18 protein-coding genes are annotated in these 18,075 nt (G+C 70.3%); 2 read left to right on the forward strand and 16 right to left on the reverse strand.

The features are described 5' to 3' along the window. Positions 1–23: 23 nt before the first annotated feature. Both CAL11_RS20715 and CAL11_RS20720 read right to left on the reverse strand, forming a co-directional pair. Positions 24–1,025 (reverse strand): 2Fe-2S iron-sulfur cluster-binding protein, encoded by a 1,002-nt coding sequence (locus CAL11_RS20715; RefSeq protein ID WP_033453112.1) that lies wholly within the window; start codon positions 1,023–1,025, stop codon positions 24–26. A gap of 21 nt (positions 1,026–1,046) precedes the next feature. Further along, complete coding sequence (locus CAL11_RS20720; RefSeq protein WP_086094095.1) at positions 1,047–2,021, reverse strand: Bug family tripartite tricarboxylate transporter substrate binding protein; 975 nt, start codon at positions 2,019–2,021, stop codon at positions 1,047–1,049. A 163-nt stretch (positions 2,022–2,184) separates the two neighbouring features. Between CAL11_RS20720 and CAL11_RS20725 the strand changes: the two genes are divergently transcribed. After that, a complete protein-coding gene (locus CAL11_RS20725; RefSeq protein ID WP_033447002.1) occupies positions 2,185–2,961 on the forward strand; it encodes an IclR family transcriptional regulator in 777 nt (258 codons plus the stop codon). A gap of 33 nt (positions 2,962–2,994) precedes the next feature. On the opposite strand, the gene CAL11_RS20730 is transcribed toward CAL11_RS20725, so the two are convergent. The 11 genes from CAL11_RS20730 to CAL11_RS20780 all read right to left on the reverse strand — a co-directional run bounded on the left by CAL11_RS20730 (position 2,995) and on the right by CAL11_RS20780 (position 13,363). Beyond that, the gene (locus CAL11_RS20730; RefSeq protein WP_086094096.1) at positions 2,995–4,416 is read right to left on the reverse strand and encodes an acyclic terpene utilization AtuA family protein; all 1,422 of its coding nucleotides are present in this window, start codon (positions 4,414–4,416) and stop codon (positions 2,995–2,997) included. Beyond that, positions 4,413–4,733: a DUF4387 domain-containing protein gene (locus tag CAL11_RS20735; protein WP_086094097.1), complete on the reverse strand. Its 321-nt coding sequence runs from the start codon at positions 4,731–4,733 to the stop codon at positions 4,413–4,415. The genes CAL11_RS20730 and CAL11_RS20735 overlap by 4 nt, the downstream gene beginning before the upstream one ends. Beyond that, positions 4,730–5,647, reverse strand: a complete 918-nt coding sequence (locus CAL11_RS20740; protein WP_086094098.1) for an SMP-30/gluconolactonase/LRE family protein — start codon at positions 5,645–5,647, stop codon at positions 4,730–4,732. Before CAL11_RS20740 ends, CAL11_RS20735 begins: the two co-directional genes overlap by 4 nt. A 4-nt stretch (positions 5,648–5,651) precedes the next feature. Then, positions 5,652–6,953, reverse strand: a complete 1,302-nt coding sequence (locus CAL11_RS20745) for a TRAP transporter large permease (RefSeq protein WP_244172857.1) — start codon at positions 6,951–6,953, stop codon at positions 5,652–5,654. Next, a complete protein-coding gene (locus CAL11_RS20750; RefSeq protein WP_033466883.1) occupies positions 6,946–7,470 on the reverse strand; it encodes a TRAP transporter small permease in 525 nt (174 codons plus the stop codon). The genes CAL11_RS20745 and CAL11_RS20750 overlap by 8 nt, the downstream gene beginning before the upstream one ends. A gap of 18 nt (positions 7,471–7,488) precedes the next feature. After that, a complete protein-coding gene (locus CAL11_RS20755; RefSeq protein ID WP_086094100.1) occupies positions 7,489–8,469 on the reverse strand; it encodes a TRAP transporter substrate-binding protein in 981 nt (326 codons plus the stop codon). Positions 8,470–8,547: 78 nt separating this feature from the next. Then, positions 8,548–9,465: an isocitrate lyase/PEP mutase family protein gene (locus CAL11_RS20760; protein ID WP_244172858.1), complete on the reverse strand. Its 918-nt coding sequence runs from the start codon at positions 9,463–9,465 to the stop codon at positions 8,548–8,550. A 56-nt stretch (positions 9,466–9,521) separates the two neighbouring features. Beyond that, positions 9,522–10,502: a Bug family tripartite tricarboxylate transporter substrate binding protein gene (locus tag CAL11_RS20765; protein WP_086094102.1), complete on the reverse strand. Its 981-nt coding sequence runs from the start codon at positions 10,500–10,502 to the stop codon at positions 9,522–9,524. 16 nt (positions 10,503–10,518) lie between these two features. After that, positions 10,519–11,187, reverse strand: coding sequence for a cysteine hydrolase family protein (locus CAL11_RS20770; RefSeq protein WP_086094103.1), 669 nt, complete (start codon positions 11,185–11,187; stop codon positions 10,519–10,521). Next, positions 11,184–12,368, reverse strand: a complete 1,185-nt coding sequence (locus CAL11_RS20775) for a CaiB/BaiF CoA transferase family protein (protein ID WP_086094104.1) — start codon at positions 12,366–12,368, stop codon at positions 11,184–11,186. Before CAL11_RS20775 ends, CAL11_RS20770 begins: the two co-directional genes overlap by 4 nt. After that, positions 12,365–13,363: a hydroxymethylglutaryl-CoA lyase gene (locus tag CAL11_RS20780; protein ID WP_086094105.1), complete on the reverse strand. Its 999-nt coding sequence runs from the start codon at positions 13,361–13,363 to the stop codon at positions 12,365–12,367. The genes CAL11_RS20775 and CAL11_RS20780 overlap by 4 nt, the downstream gene beginning before the upstream one ends. Before the next feature lie 92 nt (positions 13,364–13,455). Here CAL11_RS20780 and CAL11_RS20785 point away from each other — a divergent pair, with 92 nt between their 5' ends. After that, on the forward strand, positions 13,456–14,166 hold the full coding sequence (locus tag CAL11_RS20785) for an IclR family transcriptional regulator (protein WP_033446972.1): 711 nt from the start codon (positions 13,456–13,458) through the stop codon (positions 14,164–14,166). Here the strand turns inward: CAL11_RS20785 and CAL11_RS20790 are convergent. The 3 genes from CAL11_RS20790 to CAL11_RS20800 all read right to left on the reverse strand — a co-directional run bounded on the left by CAL11_RS20790 (position 14,163) and on the right by CAL11_RS20800 (position 18,001). Further along, a complete protein-coding gene (locus tag CAL11_RS20790; RefSeq protein ID WP_033446969.1) occupies positions 14,163–15,113 on the reverse strand; it encodes a LysR family transcriptional regulator in 951 nt (316 codons plus the stop codon). The two genes, CAL11_RS20785 and CAL11_RS20790, sit on opposite strands and share 4 nt — an antisense overlap. A 75-nt stretch (positions 15,114–15,188) precedes the next feature. Then, complete coding sequence (locus CAL11_RS20795; RefSeq protein ID WP_086094106.1) at positions 15,189–17,540, reverse strand: xanthine dehydrogenase family protein molybdopterin-binding subunit; 2,352 nt, start codon at positions 17,538–17,540, stop codon at positions 15,189–15,191. Next, positions 17,537–18,001 (reverse strand): (2Fe-2S)-binding protein, encoded by a 465-nt coding sequence (locus CAL11_RS20800; protein WP_086094107.1) that lies wholly within the window; start codon positions 17,999–18,001, stop codon positions 17,537–17,539. The genes CAL11_RS20795 and CAL11_RS20800 overlap by 4 nt, the downstream gene beginning before the upstream one ends. Positions 18,002–18,075 lie beyond the last annotated feature (74 nt).

Consider the following 18,075-nt stretch of genomic DNA (forward strand, 5'->3'; position numbering starts at 1 on the left):
GTTCGGCATCCTGGTGAAATCGATTAGTTGAAGCGTTCGCAAAGCATGTCGCGGCGCGCCAGCCCGACGGCCTCGGCGGCGCCGCGGCCGGCCTCCACCATGGCGGGCGGCCCGCACAGGTACACGCGCGTGGCGGGGTCCAGCCCCAGCCCGGCCAGCAAGTCGGTGGCGTACCCGGTATGGCATTCGCCGCGCGGCTCGGACTCGGCGGCCAGGCGCACCTGCAGCGCCGGCCAGCGCTCGCGCAAGGCGGCCAGCTGGTCCAGCGCGAACAGGTGGGCGCCCGAGCGCGCGCCCACCAGCAAGGTGGTGGGAATCTCCTGCTGCGCGGGGTCCGCGGCGATGGCCTGCAGCATCGACAGGAACGGCGCCAGCCCGGTGCCGCCGGCGATGAACAGCCGCGGACGCGCTTCGCTGCGCAGGAAGAAACTGCCGTGCGGCTCGCTCAGCGCCACAGACGCGCCCAGCCTGGCCGCCTGGGTCAGCCAGGTCGAGAACACCCCGCCCTCGACCAGCCGGACATAGAAGCGCAGCCGCCGCTCGCCCGAGCCGCAGGCCATCGAATACGAGCGCCACGCGTCCAGCCCCTCGGGCCGGATGCGCACGTACTGGCCGGGCTGGAAGCTGACCGCCTCGGCCACCTCCACCTCCAGCAGCATGGTCTCCTGCGCGATCTGCTCCAGCGCGACCACCGTGCCCGCCATGGGCGGCAAGGGCTGCGCCTGCGCCTCGTCGACCTCGTAGGGCAGCTCGACCACGCAGGGTCCGGTGATGCGCGATACACACGCCAGGATGGCGCCATCGGCCCGGTCGCCATCGGGCAGCACCGCGCGGTCGTAATCGCCCAGCTCGATGGCGCCCGACACCAGCGTGGCCGCGCAGGTGCCGCACTGCCCGTTGCTGCAGTCGGTCAGCAGTCCCAGGCCGGCGTCGCCGGCCGCCTGCACGATGCTGGCGCCGCGCGGGGCGTCGATACGGCGCGCCGCGCCATCGGAAAACAAAAGAGTGATGGGCACCGTGTCCATGGCATCTGCTCCGCTACGATCTCAATTCGCCTTGATGTCCGCTTCCCGCGCCACCTTGGTCCAGCGCGCGATGTCGTCGCCGATGCGCTGCTGCAGCGCGGCGCCGTCGACGTTGCCGGGCTCCATGCCCAGCGGGCGGTATTGCGCGATGGTGTCGGGATCGGCCAGGATTTCCTTCAGCGCGCCCTGCAGCGCCTGCACCACTTCGTCCGGCGTGTCCCGGGGCACGACCAGGCCGGTCCAGACCGGCACGTCGTAGCCGGGCACGCCGGCCTCGGCGATGGTGGGCACGTCGGGCAGCACGCTCGAACGCTCGGCCGTGGTCACCGCCAGCGGCTTGAGCTTGCCCGCGCCGATCTGCGACACCACCGCCGCCACGTCGGCGAAACCCACGTCGACCTCGTTGGCCAGCAGCGCCGACAGCAGCGGCCCGGTGCCGCGGTAGCTGATGTGCATCAGCGACAGATCGGTCTGGCGCGCGTAGTACTCGGCCGCCAGCTGGAACGTCGACGAACCCACCCCATGGTTGAGCGTGTGGTCGGAACGCTGCGCCGCCAGGGTCTTCAGGTCGGCCAGGCGCTCGGCCTTGGACTCGGCATTGGTCACCACCACCAGCGGAAACACGCCCAGCATGGCCACCGGCTTGAACGCCTGCCGGGGGTCGTAGCCCAGCTTGGTGTAGATCGCCGGGTTGATCGTCAGCGCGCCGCTGGAGGCCACGAAGATCGTGTAGCCGTCGGGCTGGGCGCGCGCCACGTATTCGGCCGCGATGATCGAGTTGGCGCCGGCGCGGTTCTCCACCACGAAAGGCTGTTTCAGCCGGGCCTGCAGCTTGGCCGAGATCAGCCGCGCCAGGATGTCGTTGGTGCCGCCGGGCGCGAACCCCACCACCACGCTGACCGGCCGCTCCGGATACGCGGCGCGCGCGCCCGGCGCGCCCAGCGCACAGGCCAGTGCCAGCAGCGCGGCCGCCCCACTCAAGATTGATTTCCTCATCGTCCTGTCTCCCGTTTCGTTGTCCGTACTACGTACTGCATTCTCATTATACGGACAACTTGATCGAACGCAACAACCGGGACCGGCGCGCCCGGCCGCCGGCGCGCCACGCGGTAGACTTGGGCAGGGCTGCGCGGCCTACGACATGGAGAGGACTTTGGAAGTGAAAGACAGCGACAGCGCCGAACTCGAAGAAAAGCCGGAAAAAGGCGGCGACAGCGTGCGCGCGGTGAACCGGGCGCTGGACATCCTGCTGGCGTTCTCGCGCCAGGATGCGGAGCTCACCGCCAGCCAGCTGCTGCAGCGAGTGGGCCTGAGCCGCCCCACGCTCTACCGGCTGCTGTACACGCTGGAGGCCAAGGGCTTCATCACCGCCAGCGGCGACCCGCAGCGCTTCCGGCTGGGGCCGGCGGTCGCGCGCCTGTCGCACATCTGGACCGAAACCCAGGACCTGGCCGCGCTGGCCGAGCCGCTGCTGCGCGAACTGTGGAACGAAACCCAGGAAACGGTCGCCATCTTCGTCGAACAGGGCGAAATGCGGCTATGCCTGGCCGAGCTGCCCAGCCCGCAACCCCTGAATTTCAAGCGCGGCGTGGGCTACACCGAACGCATCGCCATGGGCGCCACCGGGCGCGCCATCCTGGCTTTCAAGGAAGACGCGCTGGAGCACCTGGAGCAATACACGCGCGGGCTGCCGCTCGATCCGGCGCAATTCCGGCGCGAGCTGGAGCAGACGCGCCAGGTCGGCTACGCGACCAGCCGCGACGAACTCATCGTCGGCGCGGCGGCGGTGGCCGCGCCGTTCTTCAATGGCGGCCGGGTGGCCGGCTCGATCGGCCTGTTCGGCCCGGCCACGCGCCTGGACGAAGCCGCCGTGGCGGCGCTGGGCCCGCGCGTGGTCGCGCTGGCCCGCAAGCTGTCGCAGGCGCTGGGCGGCTAGCGGCCGCCCGGCGGCGCCGCGGGCAGGTGGGCGCTAGCCGCCCGCCACCCGGGCGCTGCCGCGCACCTGCTCGACCTCGACCGGGAACAGCCCCGGCAGGTCGTCGCACTCCATGACGTGATAGACGCTGTAGCGATACGCCGTACCGGCGCGCAACTCGGGCGGCGTGAACGGGAACGCGATATTGCCGCCGGTCGAAAGCCGGCCCGGAAAGCCGTGGTGCAGCAGGTACTGCTTGGCCACCGTGGCGGCGGCCAGCGCCGCGTCGGCGGTGGGCGCCAGGCACTCCAGCAGGAAGAACACCTCGGCGCCGGCGGCGATGCGCGCGCCCGGGTAGACCTGGGTGGCCCCCGCGCCATAGACGCGGAAGACCAGTTCGTAGTCCGCCACGCTGCCTTCCAGGACGGCGGCCACGTTCTTGCGCACGCCGGCCTCGATGGCGGCCAGGTTGGCGATCACGCGCGGATCGCAGGATCCCGCGCACACCACGGCGCGCTCGGCCACCCATTGCGCGCCCTCGATCTTGACGGTTTTCTGGTCCGCCTCGCGCCAGGCGGCGCCGCTGACGCGGGTGCGGCGCGCGTCCACGGCCTCGAAGCGCGCCTGGCTAACGTCCAGCGTCCCGTCGGGCTCCTGCACCGTCATCGGATCGGCCTGCTCGTACAGGCTGTGGGCCGCCACCGAGACCGGCGTGGCGGCGCGCTCCGGGTTCATGCTCTCCAGCGTGAAGCTGTCGCGCTCCAGCGTGCCCAGGATGGCGTCGCGGCCGCCCGGATCGCAGCAGATCGAGGTGCATTCGATGATCTTGGCCATGTGCACGGCCAGCGCGGTGTCATAGCCCAGCATGACCGGTATGGAGGCGAACACCGCGGTATCGCAGGCCCGTCCGGCGACGATCACGTCCGGCTCGCAGGCCAGCGCGCGGATGAAGGCCTCGTTGCCCATCTGCCCGACGATGTGGGCGGCATCGTGCACCGCCGCCTCGTCCAGCGGCGGGATGCGGCCCAGCGGATGCACGCGCCCGGCCCGCAGCTGCCGCGCCACCAGTTCGCGCGGCATGTCGGCGCCGATGACCGCCATCTTGAAATCCAGCCGCTCGGCGCGCGCGATGTCGCGCAGCATGTCCAGCGTCTGGGCCAGGTGCGGCGCCGCGCCCGAGGTGCCGGCGGTGCCGATGAGCAGCGGGACGTTCCGGGCGCGGGCGCCGCGCAGCACCAGCGTCAGGTCGCGCCGCGTAATGGCTTCGGAAGTGGCCAGCCTGCCCGACCCCAGGTAGTACGGCCCGACATCGATGGAGCCCATGTCGCACCCGACGAAATGCGGGTCGCGCGCCATGCCGGCATGAAAGGCGGGCGTGGGAATGCCGTAGCCCAGCTGGCCGGAGGCCGCCAGCGCGCGCAGGGGCTGGCCCGGCGCCAGGCCGGCCGCCAGCAGTGATTGCACAGCCGTCTTCATAGTGTGAGATCCAGGAGAGGGTAATGTTGCTGGGCGCCGTATACGTCGCGGTCGCCCGGCTGGCCGGCCGGCAGCGGACGGTCCAGCACGATCTTGATGGCGTGCGCGGCCTCGTACGGAATGACGCGCACCCAATCGGGCTCGATGCCATACAGGCGCGCCACGCTGGCGGCGCTCAGCGCCTCGCTGTCGCGCGCCACGCGGTAGTGCTCGGCCGTGGCGAACATCAGGTCCAGCGTGGTTTGCAGCGGGCCGGCATTCTTGCTGCGTATGACCTTGGCCAGGTCGACGAGCCGCGCGGGCGTGGACGGTTTCATGGCTGGTCCTCCAGCAGGTCGATGCCTGGCGCCGGCATGCGGGCGCGCAGCACCAGGCCGGAATCGGCCTCGGTCATGTACAGCCACTGGCGCTGCGGCCCGCCATAGGCGCAGTTGGTGATGACCTTGCCGGTCTGCGAGCGCACGCGCGCCAGCGGTTCGCCATCGGCGTCGAACAGCCACACCGAGCCCAGGCCCGGATGGCAGACGGCCAGGCCGCCGGCCTGGTCCAGCGCCAGGCCGTCGGGACCGAAGCCGCCCGACAGGTTGAGAAACGCCGCCACCTTGGAAACGCTGCCATCGGCCAGCAGGGGCGCGCGCCAGACGGAATTGGCGCGGGTCACGGCGATCAGCAGGCTGCCCCCGTCGGGCGCGAGCACGATGCCGTTGGGGCTGGGAATGTTGTCCATCAGGCAGCTCAGCTGGCCCTGCGCGCTGTAGCGATAGACGCGGCCGCTGGGATCCTGCAGCCCGGACTGCCCCTGGTCGGTGAAGTACAGGTCGCCGTTGGGCGCGAAGTACAGGTCGTTGACCCCCTTGAAGCGCTCCAGGCGGGGACGGTCCAGGTACGGCGCCACGGCGCCGCTGGCCGGGTCCAGCAGCATGATGCCGTGCTTGTGGTCGGCGATGAAGATGCGGCCGTCGCGATGCACCTTCAGGCCGTTGGGCTCGCCGTCGTATTCGGCCACCAGCTCGAAGTCCCCCGCCGGGCTGATCCGGAACACGCGTCCGTACGGGATGTCGGTGACGTACAGGTTGCCGGCCCGGTCGAAGGCCGGCCCCTCCAGGAAGCTGTGCGCGGTGGCGCCGCGCTTTTGCACGCGCAGCCATTCGGCGCTCTGGTCGCGCTTGCGATACCGCTCGGGCACGCTGCAGAACACCTCGGGGACGATAAGGGAAGGAGGATTGAACATGCGCTTATCCGGTCATCCGGCCCGGGAACCACAGGGCCAATTGGGGGGAGTAGATCAGCCAGGCGATCAGGACATACATCAGCAGGCAGAACGGCAACGAACCCATGACGACGTCCTTGAGCCGGGCCGACGGCGACACGCTCTTGACGACGAACAGGTTCATGCCGACCGGCGGCGTGATCTGACCCAGTTCGATCAGCACCACCAGCAGCACGCCGAACCATATCGGGTCGACGCCGTAGCTGGCCAGGATGGGGTGCAGGATGGGCACGGTGATCACCATCATGCCGATGCTGTCCATCAGGAAGCCCAGCACGGTGTACAGCAGCACGACGGCCAGCAGCAGCTCCAGGCGGCTCAGTTGCCAGGCATCGAGCAGGTCGGTGAGGCTGTCGGTCAGGCCGGTCATGGCGATGGCGTACGAGAACAGGAAAGCGGCGTACACGATGAACAGAATGGCGCCGCAGGCCTTGACCGTCTTGGCCAGCGACCGGCGCAGCATGGCGACCGAGCAATCGCCCCAGATGCGCGCGATCAGCGCCGCCAGGCATGCGCCCACGCCCGCCGCCTCGGTGGGCGTGGCCAGGCCGGCGTACAGGCTGCCCATCACGCCGACGATCAGCGCGCCGAACGGCAGCAGGTCGGCCAGCGTCTGGCGCAGCGGCGGCGGCGTATCCTGCTCGGGCGGCGGCGCCAGACGCGGATTGACGAGGCAGCGCACCGCCACGTAGCACATGAACAGGCCCACCAGCGCCAGCCCCGGCACGACGCCCGCCATGAACAGCTTGGCGATCGAGGTCTCGGTGAAGGTGCCGTAGATGATCATGGCGATGCTGGGCGGGATCAGGATGCCCAGCGTACCGCCCGCGGCCAGCGTGCCGGTCGACAGCTTGAGGCAATAGCCGCGCGCCTCGAGCTGCGGCAGCGCCACCGAACCAATGGCCGCCGCCGTGGCGACGGACGAGCCGCTGATGGCCGAGAACGCCGCGCACCCGGCGATGTTGGTCTGCAGCAACCCGCCGGGCAGCCTGCGCACGATGCGGGCCAGCCCGCGGTACACCCGCTGGCTCAGCCCGCTTTCGAGCATGATCTCGGCCATCAGGATGAACAGCGGAATGGCGGTAAGCGTAAAGCTGTTCATGCTGCCCCACGAGCTCAGCCCGAAACCGCTCAGGCCGTCCCAGCCGGCGTACAGCACGATATAGAGGCTGGCGGAAAGAAAGATCGCGAACGGGATCCACATGCCGGCCAGCAACAGGACCAGGAACACCCCGATCACCACCACGAACTGGGTCATTTCACTCATGATGCGGGCTCCTGAGACGGGCCAGGCCCTCGAGCAGCTGCGACAGCAGCACCAGCGCCGTCGACAGCGCGCCGGCCACCATGAAAAGCTGCGGCAGGTAGAGCGGCGTGGCCAGCGTGGTGGCGGCGCGCACGCCGCGCGCATAGGATTCGCAGACCTGAACGCCAAGCTGCCAGGACAGCATCGCCATGCCGGCCAGGCAGATCGCGTCGAACACGCACTGCAGGATCAGTCGCGCGCGCTCGCCCAGTGCGTTGATCACGAATTCGGCGCGAAACAGCACGCCGTCGTGCAGGGCTACCCCCATGCCCAGGAAGACCAGGGCGACCAGCAGGTAGCCGCCCACCTCCTCGACGATCATGAGCGAAAAACCGAACAGGGCGCGGCAAATGACTTCGGCGGCGATCAGCAGCGTCATGGCCAGCACGATCAGTTCGGACAACAGGCGCTGGACGCGCATCAGGCCGGACACCAGCGGCAGGCCGCCTGGCGGGGCCAGCGGTTGAGGCTTGTTCATGCGATGCCTCCCGACGCTTCAGCGGCCCAGGGCCTTGCGGACTTCCGCCAGGGCCTGCACGGCCTCGGGGCCCTGCTGGCGCGCCCAGTCTTCCCAGTATCCGCTCACCAGGTCGGTCGCGGCCTGCTCCATGGCGGGCGTGGACGGCACGATCACCATGCCCTTTTGCCGCAGGGCGTCGGTCACCTCGCCCTCTTCCTTGGCGATCTGCGCCGTCGTGCCGGGCGCCTGGCGCGTCACGGACTCGCGCATCTTCGCCTGCATCTCGGGGCTGAGCGCCTCGAACGCCTTCTTGTTGACGATGTAGAACCCGTCGAAATAATTGACCGGCAGGCGCAGGTTGTACTTGAGCATGTCGCCCCAGATCTTGCCGCCGCCGGCGCTGGCCGTCAGCGCGCCGTCGATCGTGCCGGCCGACAGCGCGGACGGCACTTCGGCCCCGCCCAGCGTCACCGGAATGCCGCCGGCGCGCTGCACGAAGGCCGCCTGCTCCGGCGAGGAGACACGCAGCTTCTGCCCCTTGATGTCGTCCAGCCCCTCCAGCTTGCGGGCCGAGAAGATGACCTGGTGCGGAAAGCTGAAATGCCCCAGCACCACCACGCCCTGCTTGCCGAAGTCGCGCTCGACATAAGGCTTCATGATGGCGTAGGCCTTGTCGAAGTCCTCCTGCGAGCGCAGCAGCATGGGCAGGCGCAGGATGCCGGCGATGCGCACATTGCCCAGGTAGAAGCCGTCGTCGGCGAAACGGACGGTGCCGTTGCCCACGGCCTGGGTGATGTCGGTGGCCTGGATCGGCAGCGAGCCGGCCAGCCGCAGGCGGAACTTCACCTCCCCGCCGGTGTTTTTCTCGATGTCCTCCATGACGCGCTTCATGCCCTGCACGTTGGCCAGGTTCTCGGACGGGCCGAAGGTATAGGCCATCCAGGTGGCCGCCGTGGCGGCCAGCGGCGCGGCGAACATGGCCGTCGCGACGACGGCGCCGATGAGTTGCTTTTTCATGATTTCTCCCTTGGGGTCTGCCCTGCTATGTATGTTGATATCTAGGGTGCTGCGCGAGGCGCGCCGGCCGGCGCCGGCTCAGGCGCCGCCCAGGCGCTGCTCGGTGGCGATCCACTTTTCGTACTCGAACAGCGACCACAGCTGCCGGTGCGAAAGCATGCGCGCGGCCGAGCCCGCCGTGCTGCCGTCGGCGGCCAGCCCGCGCAGCATTTCCAGCCCGGCGTGCGCGAAGCAGCGGGTCAGGGCGTTCGGATAGATCGCCATGGCAAAGCCCAGTTGCGCGAGGCGGCTGGCCGGCAGGATGGGGGTGCGCCCGCCTTCGACCATATTGGCCAGCACGGGCGCCTTTACCGCCGCGGCGATGGCGGCCAGCTCCTGTTCGTTCTCGGGGCTTTCGACGAAGATCACGTCGGCGCCCGCCTCGGCGTAGCGCGCCGCGCGCTCCAGCGCGGCATCCAGACCGTGGTCGCTGCGCGCGTCGGTGCGCGCGATGATCACCAGGTCGGGATCGATCCGGGCATCGACCGCCGCCTTGATGCGCCCTTCCATCTCGGCGCTGGAAACCAGGTTGCGCCCGCCCTCGTGGCCGCATTTCTTCGGCCAGGCCTGGTCTTCGATCTGGATGCCCGACAGGCCGGCCCGCTCGAAGGCCCGCACCGTGCGGATAAGGTTCAGCGGCCCCCCGTAGCCCGTGTCGGCATCGACGATGACCGGCACCGACACCATGTCGGCCACGCGCGCGGCGCGGTCGAGGATCTCGGAGAACGACATCAGGCCCACGTCGGGCGCGCCGAGGGCGGACATGGACATGCCCGACCCGGTCAGGTAGATCGCCGCAAAGCCGGCCTGCTCGACCAGCCGCGCGCCCACGCAGTCGTAGGCGCCCGGGGCCACCAGCAGCTCGGGCGCGGCCAGCAGGCGGCGCAACGCCGCGTTACGCCCCTCGGCCTGGCGCAGCCCCAGGGGGTAGTCTTTTCCATGTGCGGAAGTGATCAAGAGAACTCCATCTTTCTTGTAGGCCGCCGCGGCGCGCATGCCCGCCGCGGCGAAGGTCATTGCGCGATCTTGCCGCGCACGGATTGGGCCAGCGTCTTGTACAGACCCAGCTCGGTATCGATGGTGCGGGCGAACGCCGACGGCGAATCCCGCACGACGGGCTTCATCCCGAGTTCGAGCACCTGCGCCTCGAACGCCGGGGAAGCGGCCAGCTTGTCCAGCGAACGCGCCAGGGTGTCGATCACCGCCGGCGGCGTGCCGGCCGGCATCAATACGCCCGCCCAGGCATCGAAACGGAAATCCTTCATGCCCAGCTCGGCGAAGGTGGGCACGTCCGGCAGTTGCGCGTCGCGCTCGGGCGCCGCCAGGGCCAGCGCCCGCACCTTGCCGCTCTTGATGTGCGGCAGCACCGAACCCAGCGTCGCGAAGGACAGGTCCACGTGGCCGGCGATCAGGTCGATCATGGCCGGCGACGCCCCCTTGTACGGCACGGGCGTGATGCGGGTGCCCGTCTGCTGCGAGAACAGCTCGGTCGCCAGCATCGGCGACGAGCCGGGCGCCGCGGAGTTGTAGGCATCGGGATGCTTGCGCACTTCCCGCAGGAACTCCTGGAAGTCGCGCGCCGGGAAATCGTTGCGCACCACCAGGATGGTGGGCGCGATCGCCACGATGCGCACCGGCGCCAGGTCCTTGCGGCTGTCGACGTGCATGTCGGCGGTCATCCAGGGATTGATCGTGATGTTGATGCCGGCGACCAGGCCCGTATAACCGTCGGGCGTGGCCGCGGCCGCGTCCTTGGTGGCGATGTTGCCGCCCGCGCCGGCGCGGTTCTCGACGATGAACGCCTGGCCCAGGTCGGCGCCCAGGTGCTTGGCCACCAGCCGGGCGGCCAGGTCGGTCGGCCCGCCCGGCGCGAAGCCCACCAGCAGGCGCACGGGCCGGTCGGGATAGCCGGCGGCCTGCGCGGCCGGGACGGACAACAGGCCGGCGGCCAGCAACGCGCAGGCGGCGCGGCGCAATCCTTGCAGCACATTCATGCTCGCTCTCCCCCTGTCAGGCGGCCGCCGCGCCGCGGGCCGCGCGCCAGGTTTCCAGCACCTGCGCCGATTCGGCCACCGGATAGCGCGCGCGCATGAACGCCAGCGAATTGGCGTGCAGGTCCGGGATGGGACCGGTGATCAGGTCGCTGACCGGAATCACGTAGTAGTCGTGGTACGACGCGCCGCGCACCGTGGACTCGACGCAGCCTTCGGTCGTGGTGCCGACGATGACCAGCGACTTGATCCCCTGGGCGCGCAGGATGCCGTCCAGCGGGGTGCGCACGAAGGCGTCGGGGCGGAACTTCGGCACCACCACGTCGCCGGCGCGCGGCTGCAGGCCGTCGACCAGCTCGGCGCCCCAGGTGCCGGGCAGGGTGTAGTCCGGCGACTTGCCGTCGCGGCACTTCAGGCGCAGCCAGGCGGGCGAATCGCTGCGTCCATGGGGCAGCGTCAGCTGTTGCAGGAACACCGTGAAAATGCCCATGTCCTGGGCGGCGCCGACGAACGGAACCAGCGCCGGCAGCATGGCGGCGATCGTATCGATCTTCTTGCCATGGCGCGCGAAATGGCCGTCGGGATGACAGAAATCATTCTGCACATCCACCACCACCAGGGCGGTATGGCCGGGGGCAATCAGTTCTTCCAGCGTGTCGCATACTTCGACGCCGTTGATCAGCTTCATTGCTTTTCCTCTAGTTTGCGTCCGGCCGTGCCGGTCAGGGTGCTCAGGACTGCGTTGTTGTGTTCGCCCGGACGGGGTACGTCGCGCCGCACGCCCAGCCGCTGGCCGTCGAACTGGATGGGCAGGCCGGGCACCTTGGCCGGACTGCCGTCGGCCAGGGTGATCGGCAGCAGGCCCTGGGCGGCGTTCAGGTGCGGATCGTCGAACAGGTCCCAGGGCCGCGCGATGGGCGCGAACGGCAGCCCGGCCCGCGCGCAGAGATCCTGCAGCTCGTCGAGCGTGCGCCGCGCCAGCAGCCGCCCCACCAGGGGGATCAGCGTCGGGCGCGCCTGGGCGCGCGCGTTGTTGTCGCCGTAGGCGGGGTCGCGCAGTTCGGGCTCGCCCAGCGCTTCGGTAAACCGCTGCCACTGCCGCTCGGTGACCACGCCGATGAAAATCTGCTTGCCGTCGGCGGACTGGAACACGTCGTAGACGCCCCAGGCGCGCCTGCCGGCCGACATGGGCGGCGGCTCCACGCCGGTGATGGCCTGCTGCAGCATGTGGGTCGACACCAGCCAGGCGGCGTTCTCGAACAGGCCGCTGACCACGTGCTGGCCGCGGCCCGAGCGCTCGCGCTGGCGCAGCGCCGCCATGACGGCGATGGCGCCGAACATGCCGCCCATCATGTCGTTGACCGGCGCGCCGGCGCGCAGCGGCTGCCCGACCGGGCCGGTCATGTAGGCCAGCCCGCTCATCATCTGCGCGACCTCGTCCAGCGCCGTGCGTTCGGCATAGGGACCGTCCAGGAAGCCCTTGAGCGAGCAATAGACCAGGCCGGGATTGCGCGCCGACAGCGCCTCGTAGCCCAGCCCGCGCTCCAGCAGCGCGCCGGGCCGGAAATTCTCGACGAAGACGTCGGCGCCGGCCGCCAGCTCGTACAGCGCCGCGCGGCCGTCGGCGGCGTCCAGGTCCAGGATGACGCTTTGCTTGTTGCGGTTGCAGGCGGCGAAGAAGCCGGCGCCCGCGCCCTTCAGGTAGCGGGTGTGCTCGCCCGGCCGCCCGGCCGCGCCGGGCGGCTCGACCTTGATGACCTCGGCGCCCAGGTCCGCCAGCACCAGCCCGCAGGTGGGCCCCATCACCATGTGCGTCATCTCGATGACGCGCACGCCTTGCAGGGGCAGCATGGCGCCGGACGCGTTCATGCCGCCTCCGTGGGTTGCGCGCCGCCCGCGCAGGCCGCCTGCGCGGGCGCGGCCAGCCCGGCGCGGGCCGGATCGGCGTAGCGGAACCCCCGGTGCACCCCCGCGTCGGCCAAGTGGCCGTACAGGGGTTCGCCGGGCAGCGCGGCGGCCAGGATGGCGCGCGCCTGCAGCAGCCGGTCCAGGTCGATGCCGGTATCCACGCCCATGGACTCGAGCAGGTAGACCAGGTCTTCGGTCACGATATTGCCGGTTGCTCCCGGCGCGTACGGACAACCGCCCAGGCCGCCCTGCGACGCATCCAGCGTGGTCACGCCGGCTTCCAGCGCCGCCACCGCGTTGGCCAGCCCCTGCCCGCGCGTGTTGTGCAGATGCGCGCCGCCGGCGCGCTCGCCCAGCAGGCGCAGCAGTTGGCCGAACATGCGCTTGACCTGGAACGGCTGGGCGACGCCCACGGAATCGGACAGGCCGACGGAATCCACGCCGGCCCGCGCCAGCCGCTCGGCCATCTCCATCACCCAGCGCTCGGGCACCGCGCCTTCGCGCGAGCAGCCGAAAGCCGAGGCAATACCCGCCTCGACCTCGACGCGCGGGCCCTCGCCCGCCATCTCGTCGCGGTACGCGCAGATGGCGGCGATGGCCTCGATCGACTGCTCGCAGGTCATGCGCACATTGGCCATGTTGTGCGTCTGCGAAGCCGAGACCGGCACGGTGATCTTGTGCGCGCCGGCCGCCAGCGCCCGCTGCGCGCCCTTGAGGTTGGGCACCAGCGCCAGCACGGTCAGCCCCGCGATGGCGCGCGCCCGGGACACGACCGCATCGGCGTCCGCCATCTGCGGCAGCCACTTGGGATGCACGAACGAACCGACTTCCACCTCGCGCAGGCCGGCCGCCGCAAGCGCGCCGATCCACCGCAACTTGGCCTCGGTGGGCATGACCGCCTGGACATTCTGCAAACCGTCGCGGGGGCCGACTTCGCTGATCAGGATTTTTTCCACTTGTGCCTGTTATTTCTATCTGATAAAATTAACTTCTGTTTAATAGAATAAATGCCGTGTTCTTGCCGTGTCAAGACCGGCGTCGTCCGCCCATGCCCCGCTATCCCGTTCGTCCGGCAGACCGCGCGCAAAGCGCCGAAGGCGGCGTCACCGCGGTCGACCGCGCCCTGACCCTGCTGACCGCGTTTCGCGTCACCGACCAGACGCTGTCGCTCAGCGAGCTGAGCGAGCGCGCCTGCCTGGTACCCAGCACCGTGTTGCGGCTGCTGGCTTCGCTGATGCATTTCGGATTCGTGCTGCGGCGCCCCGACGGGCGCTACGCATTGGGGCCGGCGGCCGCGCGCCTGAACCGCGTCTACGCCGCCTCGTTCAACCTGCAGGATGTCGTGCTGCCTGCCCTGCAGGAGCTGGTCGGGCAAACCCGGGAAAGCGCCTCGTTCCATGTGCGCCAGGGCGCGCACCGGCTGGTGCTGTACCGCGTCAGTTCGCCGCAGCCCCTGTCCGACCAGAGCCACGCGGGCGATCTGCTGCCGCTCGATCGCGGCACCGGCGGCCATGTGCTGATGGCTTTCAGCGATACGCCGGGCGAGTTCTACGATGCGCTGCGCCTGCGCGGCTACATGGCCTCGCCGGTGAGCGACCGCTCACCCGAACTGGCGGGGATTTCGGCGCCGGTTTTCGACGCGCAAGGCATGCTGGCCGGCGCATTGACGCTGACCATGCCGGTGCATCGCTACAAGGATGCCCACATCCCGGTGCTGCGCGACGCGGCCGCGCGCCTGAGCGCGGCGCTGGGCGCCTAGGCCGGCGAGGAAAACTCGCGCCTGAGCAACTCGGCGAAGGCCTGCGCCGAAGGCGACAGGGCGCGCGCTTCCTTGAACACCACCGAGGTGCTGCGCAGCACCACCGGGCGCACCAGCCGGCGCGCCACCAGGTTGGTGTAGTGGGTATGGGCCAGGATGGACTGCGGCACCACCGCCACGCCCAGGCCGCTGGCCGCCATGGCCAGCGCCGTGGTCAGCAGCGATACCTCGAAGGCCACCTGCAGCTCCACGCCGGCCTGCTGCGCGGCGCGCTCGATGCTGCGGCGCACGCCGTAGCCGGCCTGCACCACGATGACCGGCAGGCCCGACAGCTGCTTCCATGTCATCGGCCGGCCATGCCCGAACGCCGCGTCGGTGGCCACCGCGCACAGGTGGTCGCCCAGGAACTGATGCTGCTCCAACCCCGGCACGGCGCTCTCCAGCGTGCCCACGCCCAGGTCCACCTGCTCGCTCAGGACATGCTCGGCGAACATGGCGGGCGCGCAATCGTCCACGCTGACCTTCACGCCCGGATGCAGGTCCAGGAAGCGGCGCACCACCTTGGGCAGCAGCGTCTGCGCCACCGTGGAAGTGGCCGCCACCCGCAGGCGGCCGCGCCGCACGTCGGCCAGGTCCATCATGCTGGCGCTCAGCGCGTCCAGCTCGCCCAGCACGCGTTCGGCGTAGGCGATGGCTTCGAGCGCGGCGGTCGTGCGCCGCAGCGCGCGCGTGGTGCGGTCGAACAGGCGCACGCCCAGTTTTTCCTCCAGCTCCTTGAGCAGGATGGTCACCGCGGGCTGGGTCAGCGACAAGGCTTCGGCGGCCGCCGAAAGCGTGCCGGTGTAATAGACGGCGACAAAGGCGCGCAGTTGCCGGATCGACGGCAGGCCCTTGAGCGACGGGGCCTTCTTGTAGGCGGCGGCGGGAGAACGGGACGGGCTGGGCATCGCAGCATCGTAGCCAAAACCCCCGCGCCGCGCCAGGAAGGCGGCGCCGGCCGGCGCCGCCTTTGCCGGCCGCGCTCAGGCCTTGAGCTGGTCGCGTATCGGCAGCGCGCGGATGCGCTTGCCGGTAGCCGCGAAGATCGCGTTGCACAGCGCCGGCGCGAAGGGCGGCACCGCCGGCTCGCCGACGCCGCCCAGCGGCACGTCGAAACCATGCTCGACCAGATGCACCGCGATCTCGCGCGGCGCCTGCGGCATGCGCGCCACCTCGTACTGGTGGAAGTTGGTCTGGGTGGCGCGTCCCTTGGCGAACGAGATCTCGCCGCTCACGGCCAGGCTCAGGCCCATCACGCAGGCGCCTTCCACCTGGGCGCGCACGCGGTCCGGATGCACCTGCGGGCCGCAATCGACCGCCACGTGCACGCGCGGCACCGAGATCGAGCCGTCCTTGCCCACCTCCACCTCGACCACGGTCGCGATGTAGGTCACGAAGCTGTAGCTCACCGCCACGCCCAGCCCCCTGCCCGCCTCCAGCTTGCGGCCCCAGCCCGCTTCGCGGGTGGCCAGGTCGATGACGTGGCGCATGCGGCCCGTATCGAGCGGGTACAGCTCGGGCGATTCGCCATAGTTCCAGCCATCCGACATCGCCGCCGGCTCGATGCGCCGCGGCGGCCCGATCAGCTCCAGCAGGTAGTCGCGCGGATCGCGGCCCAGCGCATGCGCCATTTCCGCCACGAAACTCTGCACCGCGAATGCGTGCGGGATGTTCGACACCGAACGGAACCAGCCGATGCGCGTATGCGCCGGCACCGGCACCGACTCGACGCGGAAGTTGGGGATCTGGAACGGAATGTTGATCGCCGACATGCCCAGCTCGAACGGCTGCTGGCCCTCGGCGCCGGCCACGAAGGTCGAGCCGATGGTCGGCGCCGCCGTGCGATGCAGCCAGGCCACCGCCTTGCCTTGCGCGTCCACGCCGGCCTCCAGCCGCTCGACCGACACGGTATGGAAGTAATCATTGGCCAGGTCGTCCTCGCGCGACCAGGTCACCTTGACCGGCTTGCCGTCCATGGCCTTGGACAGCAGGGCCGCCTCGACCACGAAATCCGACTTCGACTTGCGCCCGAAGCCGCCGCCCAGCAGCGTCTGGTGCACCGTGACCGCGCCGATGTCCAGGCCCAGGTGGCGCGCCACGTTCTCGCGCGTGCCATAGGGCGATTGCACGCAGGCCCAGACTTCGCACTTGCCGTCGGCCAGCCGCGCGGTGGCCGCCGGCGGCTCCATGGTGGCGTGCGCCAGGTGCGGCAGGTAGTACTCGGCCTCGATGCGGCGGGCCGCGCCCGCCAGCGCCTGCATCGCGTCGCCGTCATTGCGCACCGGCTTGGCCGGCTTGCCGGCGCCCTCGCTCAGGGTCTTGCGAAACGCCTCCGAGTCGTAGGTCGCGTGCGGGCCGTCGTCCCACTCGATCTCCAGCGCCTGGCGGCCCTTGAGCGCGGCCCAGGTGTCCGAGGCGATCACCGCCACCCCGCCCAGCGGCGCGAACACCGGCGGCGTGGGCCCGGCCGGCAGCTCCACCACCTTGACCACGCCGGGCACCTTGAGCGCCGCCTCGGCCTTGTAGGCCTTGACCTTGCCGCCCAGCACCGCCGGCCGCGCCACCGACGCGTACAGCATGCCGTCCAGGCGCGTGTCGATGCCGAAGTGAGTCTTGCCGGTGACGATGTCCTCGATATCCACGCTGCGCGCGCCCGGCTTGCCGATATAGCGAAACTGCGCCGGCTGCTTCAGGCGCAGGGCGGCCTCGGCCGGCACCGGCAGCGCCGCGGCGGCCGTCGCCAGCTCGCCGTAGCCCAGCTTGCGGCCCGACTTCTCGTGCAAGACCTCATGCTGGCGCGCGGCCACCTCGGCCACCGGCACGTCCCACTGGCGCGCCGCGGCGGCCTCCAGCATGGCGCGCGCGGCCGCGCCGACCCGGCGCATGGGCAGGAAGAAATGCCGGGTGCTGCGCGAGCCGTCGGTATCCTGGTTGCCATAGCGCGGCTCGTCGCCCGGCGCCTGGATCACGCGCACGCGCTCCCAGTCGGCCTCCAGCTCGTCGGCCACCACCATGGGCAGGCTGGTGCGCACGCCCGTTCCCATCTCGGCGCGGTGCGCCACGATGGTCACCAGGCCGTCGGCGGCGATGGACACGAACACCAGGGGATCGTCCACCGTGCCGTGCGGCATGCCGTCGGCGCCGTACTTCTTTGCTTCCTTGGCCGCCTCGCCGGCGGCGCGCACCACCCCGCCCGCCCCCACCACCAGCACCAGGCCGGTCAGGGTGGCGGCCGTCCGGAGCCACTCGCGCCGCGCGGGCGAAGCGGGCGCCAGGCCGGCAGGTTCATCCGCCATGGCGGCATGCGGCTGCGCAAAACGGTCGAACGCGTTCATTTGGCCACCCCCTTGACTGCAACCTGCTTGATGGCGGCGCGGATGCGCGGATAGGTGCCGCAACGGCAGATATTGCCGCTCATCGCCGCGTCGATATCCTCGTCGCTGGGTCTGGGATTGCTCTTGATGAGCGCGGTGGCCGACATGATCTGGCCCGACTGGCAATAGCCGCATTGCGGCACGCCGATCTCGGTCCAGGCCTGCTGCACGGCGCGGCCGACCTCGTCCTCGCCCACCGCCTCGATGGTGACGACGCGCTTGCCGGCCGCCGCGGCGACCGGCGTGATACAGGAGCGCACCGGCTGTCCGTCCAGGTGCACCGTACAGGCGCCGCACAGCGCCATGCCGCAACCGAACTTGGTGCCGGTCATGCCGAGCCGGTCGCGGATGACCCACAACAGCGGCATGTCGTCGGGTGCGTCGATATCCTGGGATTTGCCATTGATCGTCAGCGTGGCCATGCGGACTCCTTGCGTAGGGAAGGCGGATCCGCGCGGCGCATCGCACGGCGCGGCGTCCGGCCATACTAGCGCAG

The sequence above is a fragment of the Bordetella genomosp. 6 genome, assembly GCF_002119705.1.
Taxonomy (GTDB): domain Bacteria; phylum Pseudomonadota; class Gammaproteobacteria; order Burkholderiales; family Burkholderiaceae_B; genus Bordetella; species Bordetella bronchiseptica_F.

Bases quoted from the DNA above. Each gene is read 5' to 3' on its own strand.
- CAL11_RS20715 (WP_033453112.1), bottom strand. From the start codon at position 1,025: ATGGACACGGTGCCCATCACTCTTTTGTTTTCCGATGGCGCGGCGCGC.
- CAL11_RS20720 (WP_086094095.1), bottom strand. From the start codon at position 2,021: ATGAGGAAATCAATCTTGAGTGGGGCGGCCGCGCTGCTGGCACTGGCC.
- CAL11_RS20730 (WP_086094096.1), bottom strand. From the start codon at position 4,416: ATGAAGACGGCTGTGCAATCACTGCTGGCGGCCGGCCTGGCGCCGGGC.
- CAL11_RS20735 (WP_086094097.1), bottom strand. From the start codon at position 4,733: ATGAAACCGTCCACGCCCGCGCGGCTCGTCGACCTGGCCAAGGTCATA.
- CAL11_RS20740 (WP_086094098.1), bottom strand. From the start codon at position 5,647: ATGTTCAATCCTCCTTCCCTTATCGTCCCCGAGGTGTTCTGCAGCGTG.
- CAL11_RS20745 (WP_244172857.1), bottom strand. From the start codon at position 6,953: ATGAGTGAAATGACCCAGTTCGTGGTGGTGATCGGGGTGTTCCTGGTC.
- CAL11_RS20750 (WP_033466883.1), bottom strand. From the start codon at position 7,470: ATGAACAAGCCTCAACCGCTGGCCCCGCCAGGCGGCCTGCCGCTGGTG.
- CAL11_RS20755 (WP_086094100.1), bottom strand. From the start codon at position 8,469: ATGAAAAAGCAACTCATCGGCGCCGTCGTCGCGACGGCCATGTTCGCC.
- CAL11_RS20765 (WP_086094102.1), bottom strand. From the start codon at position 10,502: ATGAATGTGCTGCAAGGATTGCGCCGCGCCGCCTGCGCGTTGCTGGCC.
- CAL11_RS20770 (WP_086094103.1), bottom strand. From the start codon at position 11,187: ATGAAGCTGATCAACGGCGTCGAAGTATGCGACACGCTGGAAGAACTG.
- CAL11_RS20775 (WP_086094104.1), bottom strand. From the start codon at position 12,368: ATGAACGCGTCCGGCGCCATGCTGCCCCTGCAAGGCGTGCGCGTCATC.
- CAL11_RS20785 (WP_033446972.1), top strand. From the start codon at position 13,456: ATGCCCCGCTATCCCGTTCGTCCGGCAGACCGCGCGCAAAGCGCCGAA.
- CAL11_RS20790 (WP_033446969.1), bottom strand. From the start codon at position 15,113: ATGCCCAGCCCGTCCCGTTCTCCCGCCGCCGCCTACAAGAAGGCCCCG.
- CAL11_RS20795 (WP_086094106.1), bottom strand. From the start codon at position 17,540: ATGAACGCGTTCGACCGTTTTGCGCAGCCGCATGCCGCCATGGCGGAT.
- CAL11_RS20800 (WP_086094107.1), bottom strand. From the start codon at position 18,001: ATGGCCACGCTGACGATCAATGGCAAATCCCAGGATATCGACGCACCC.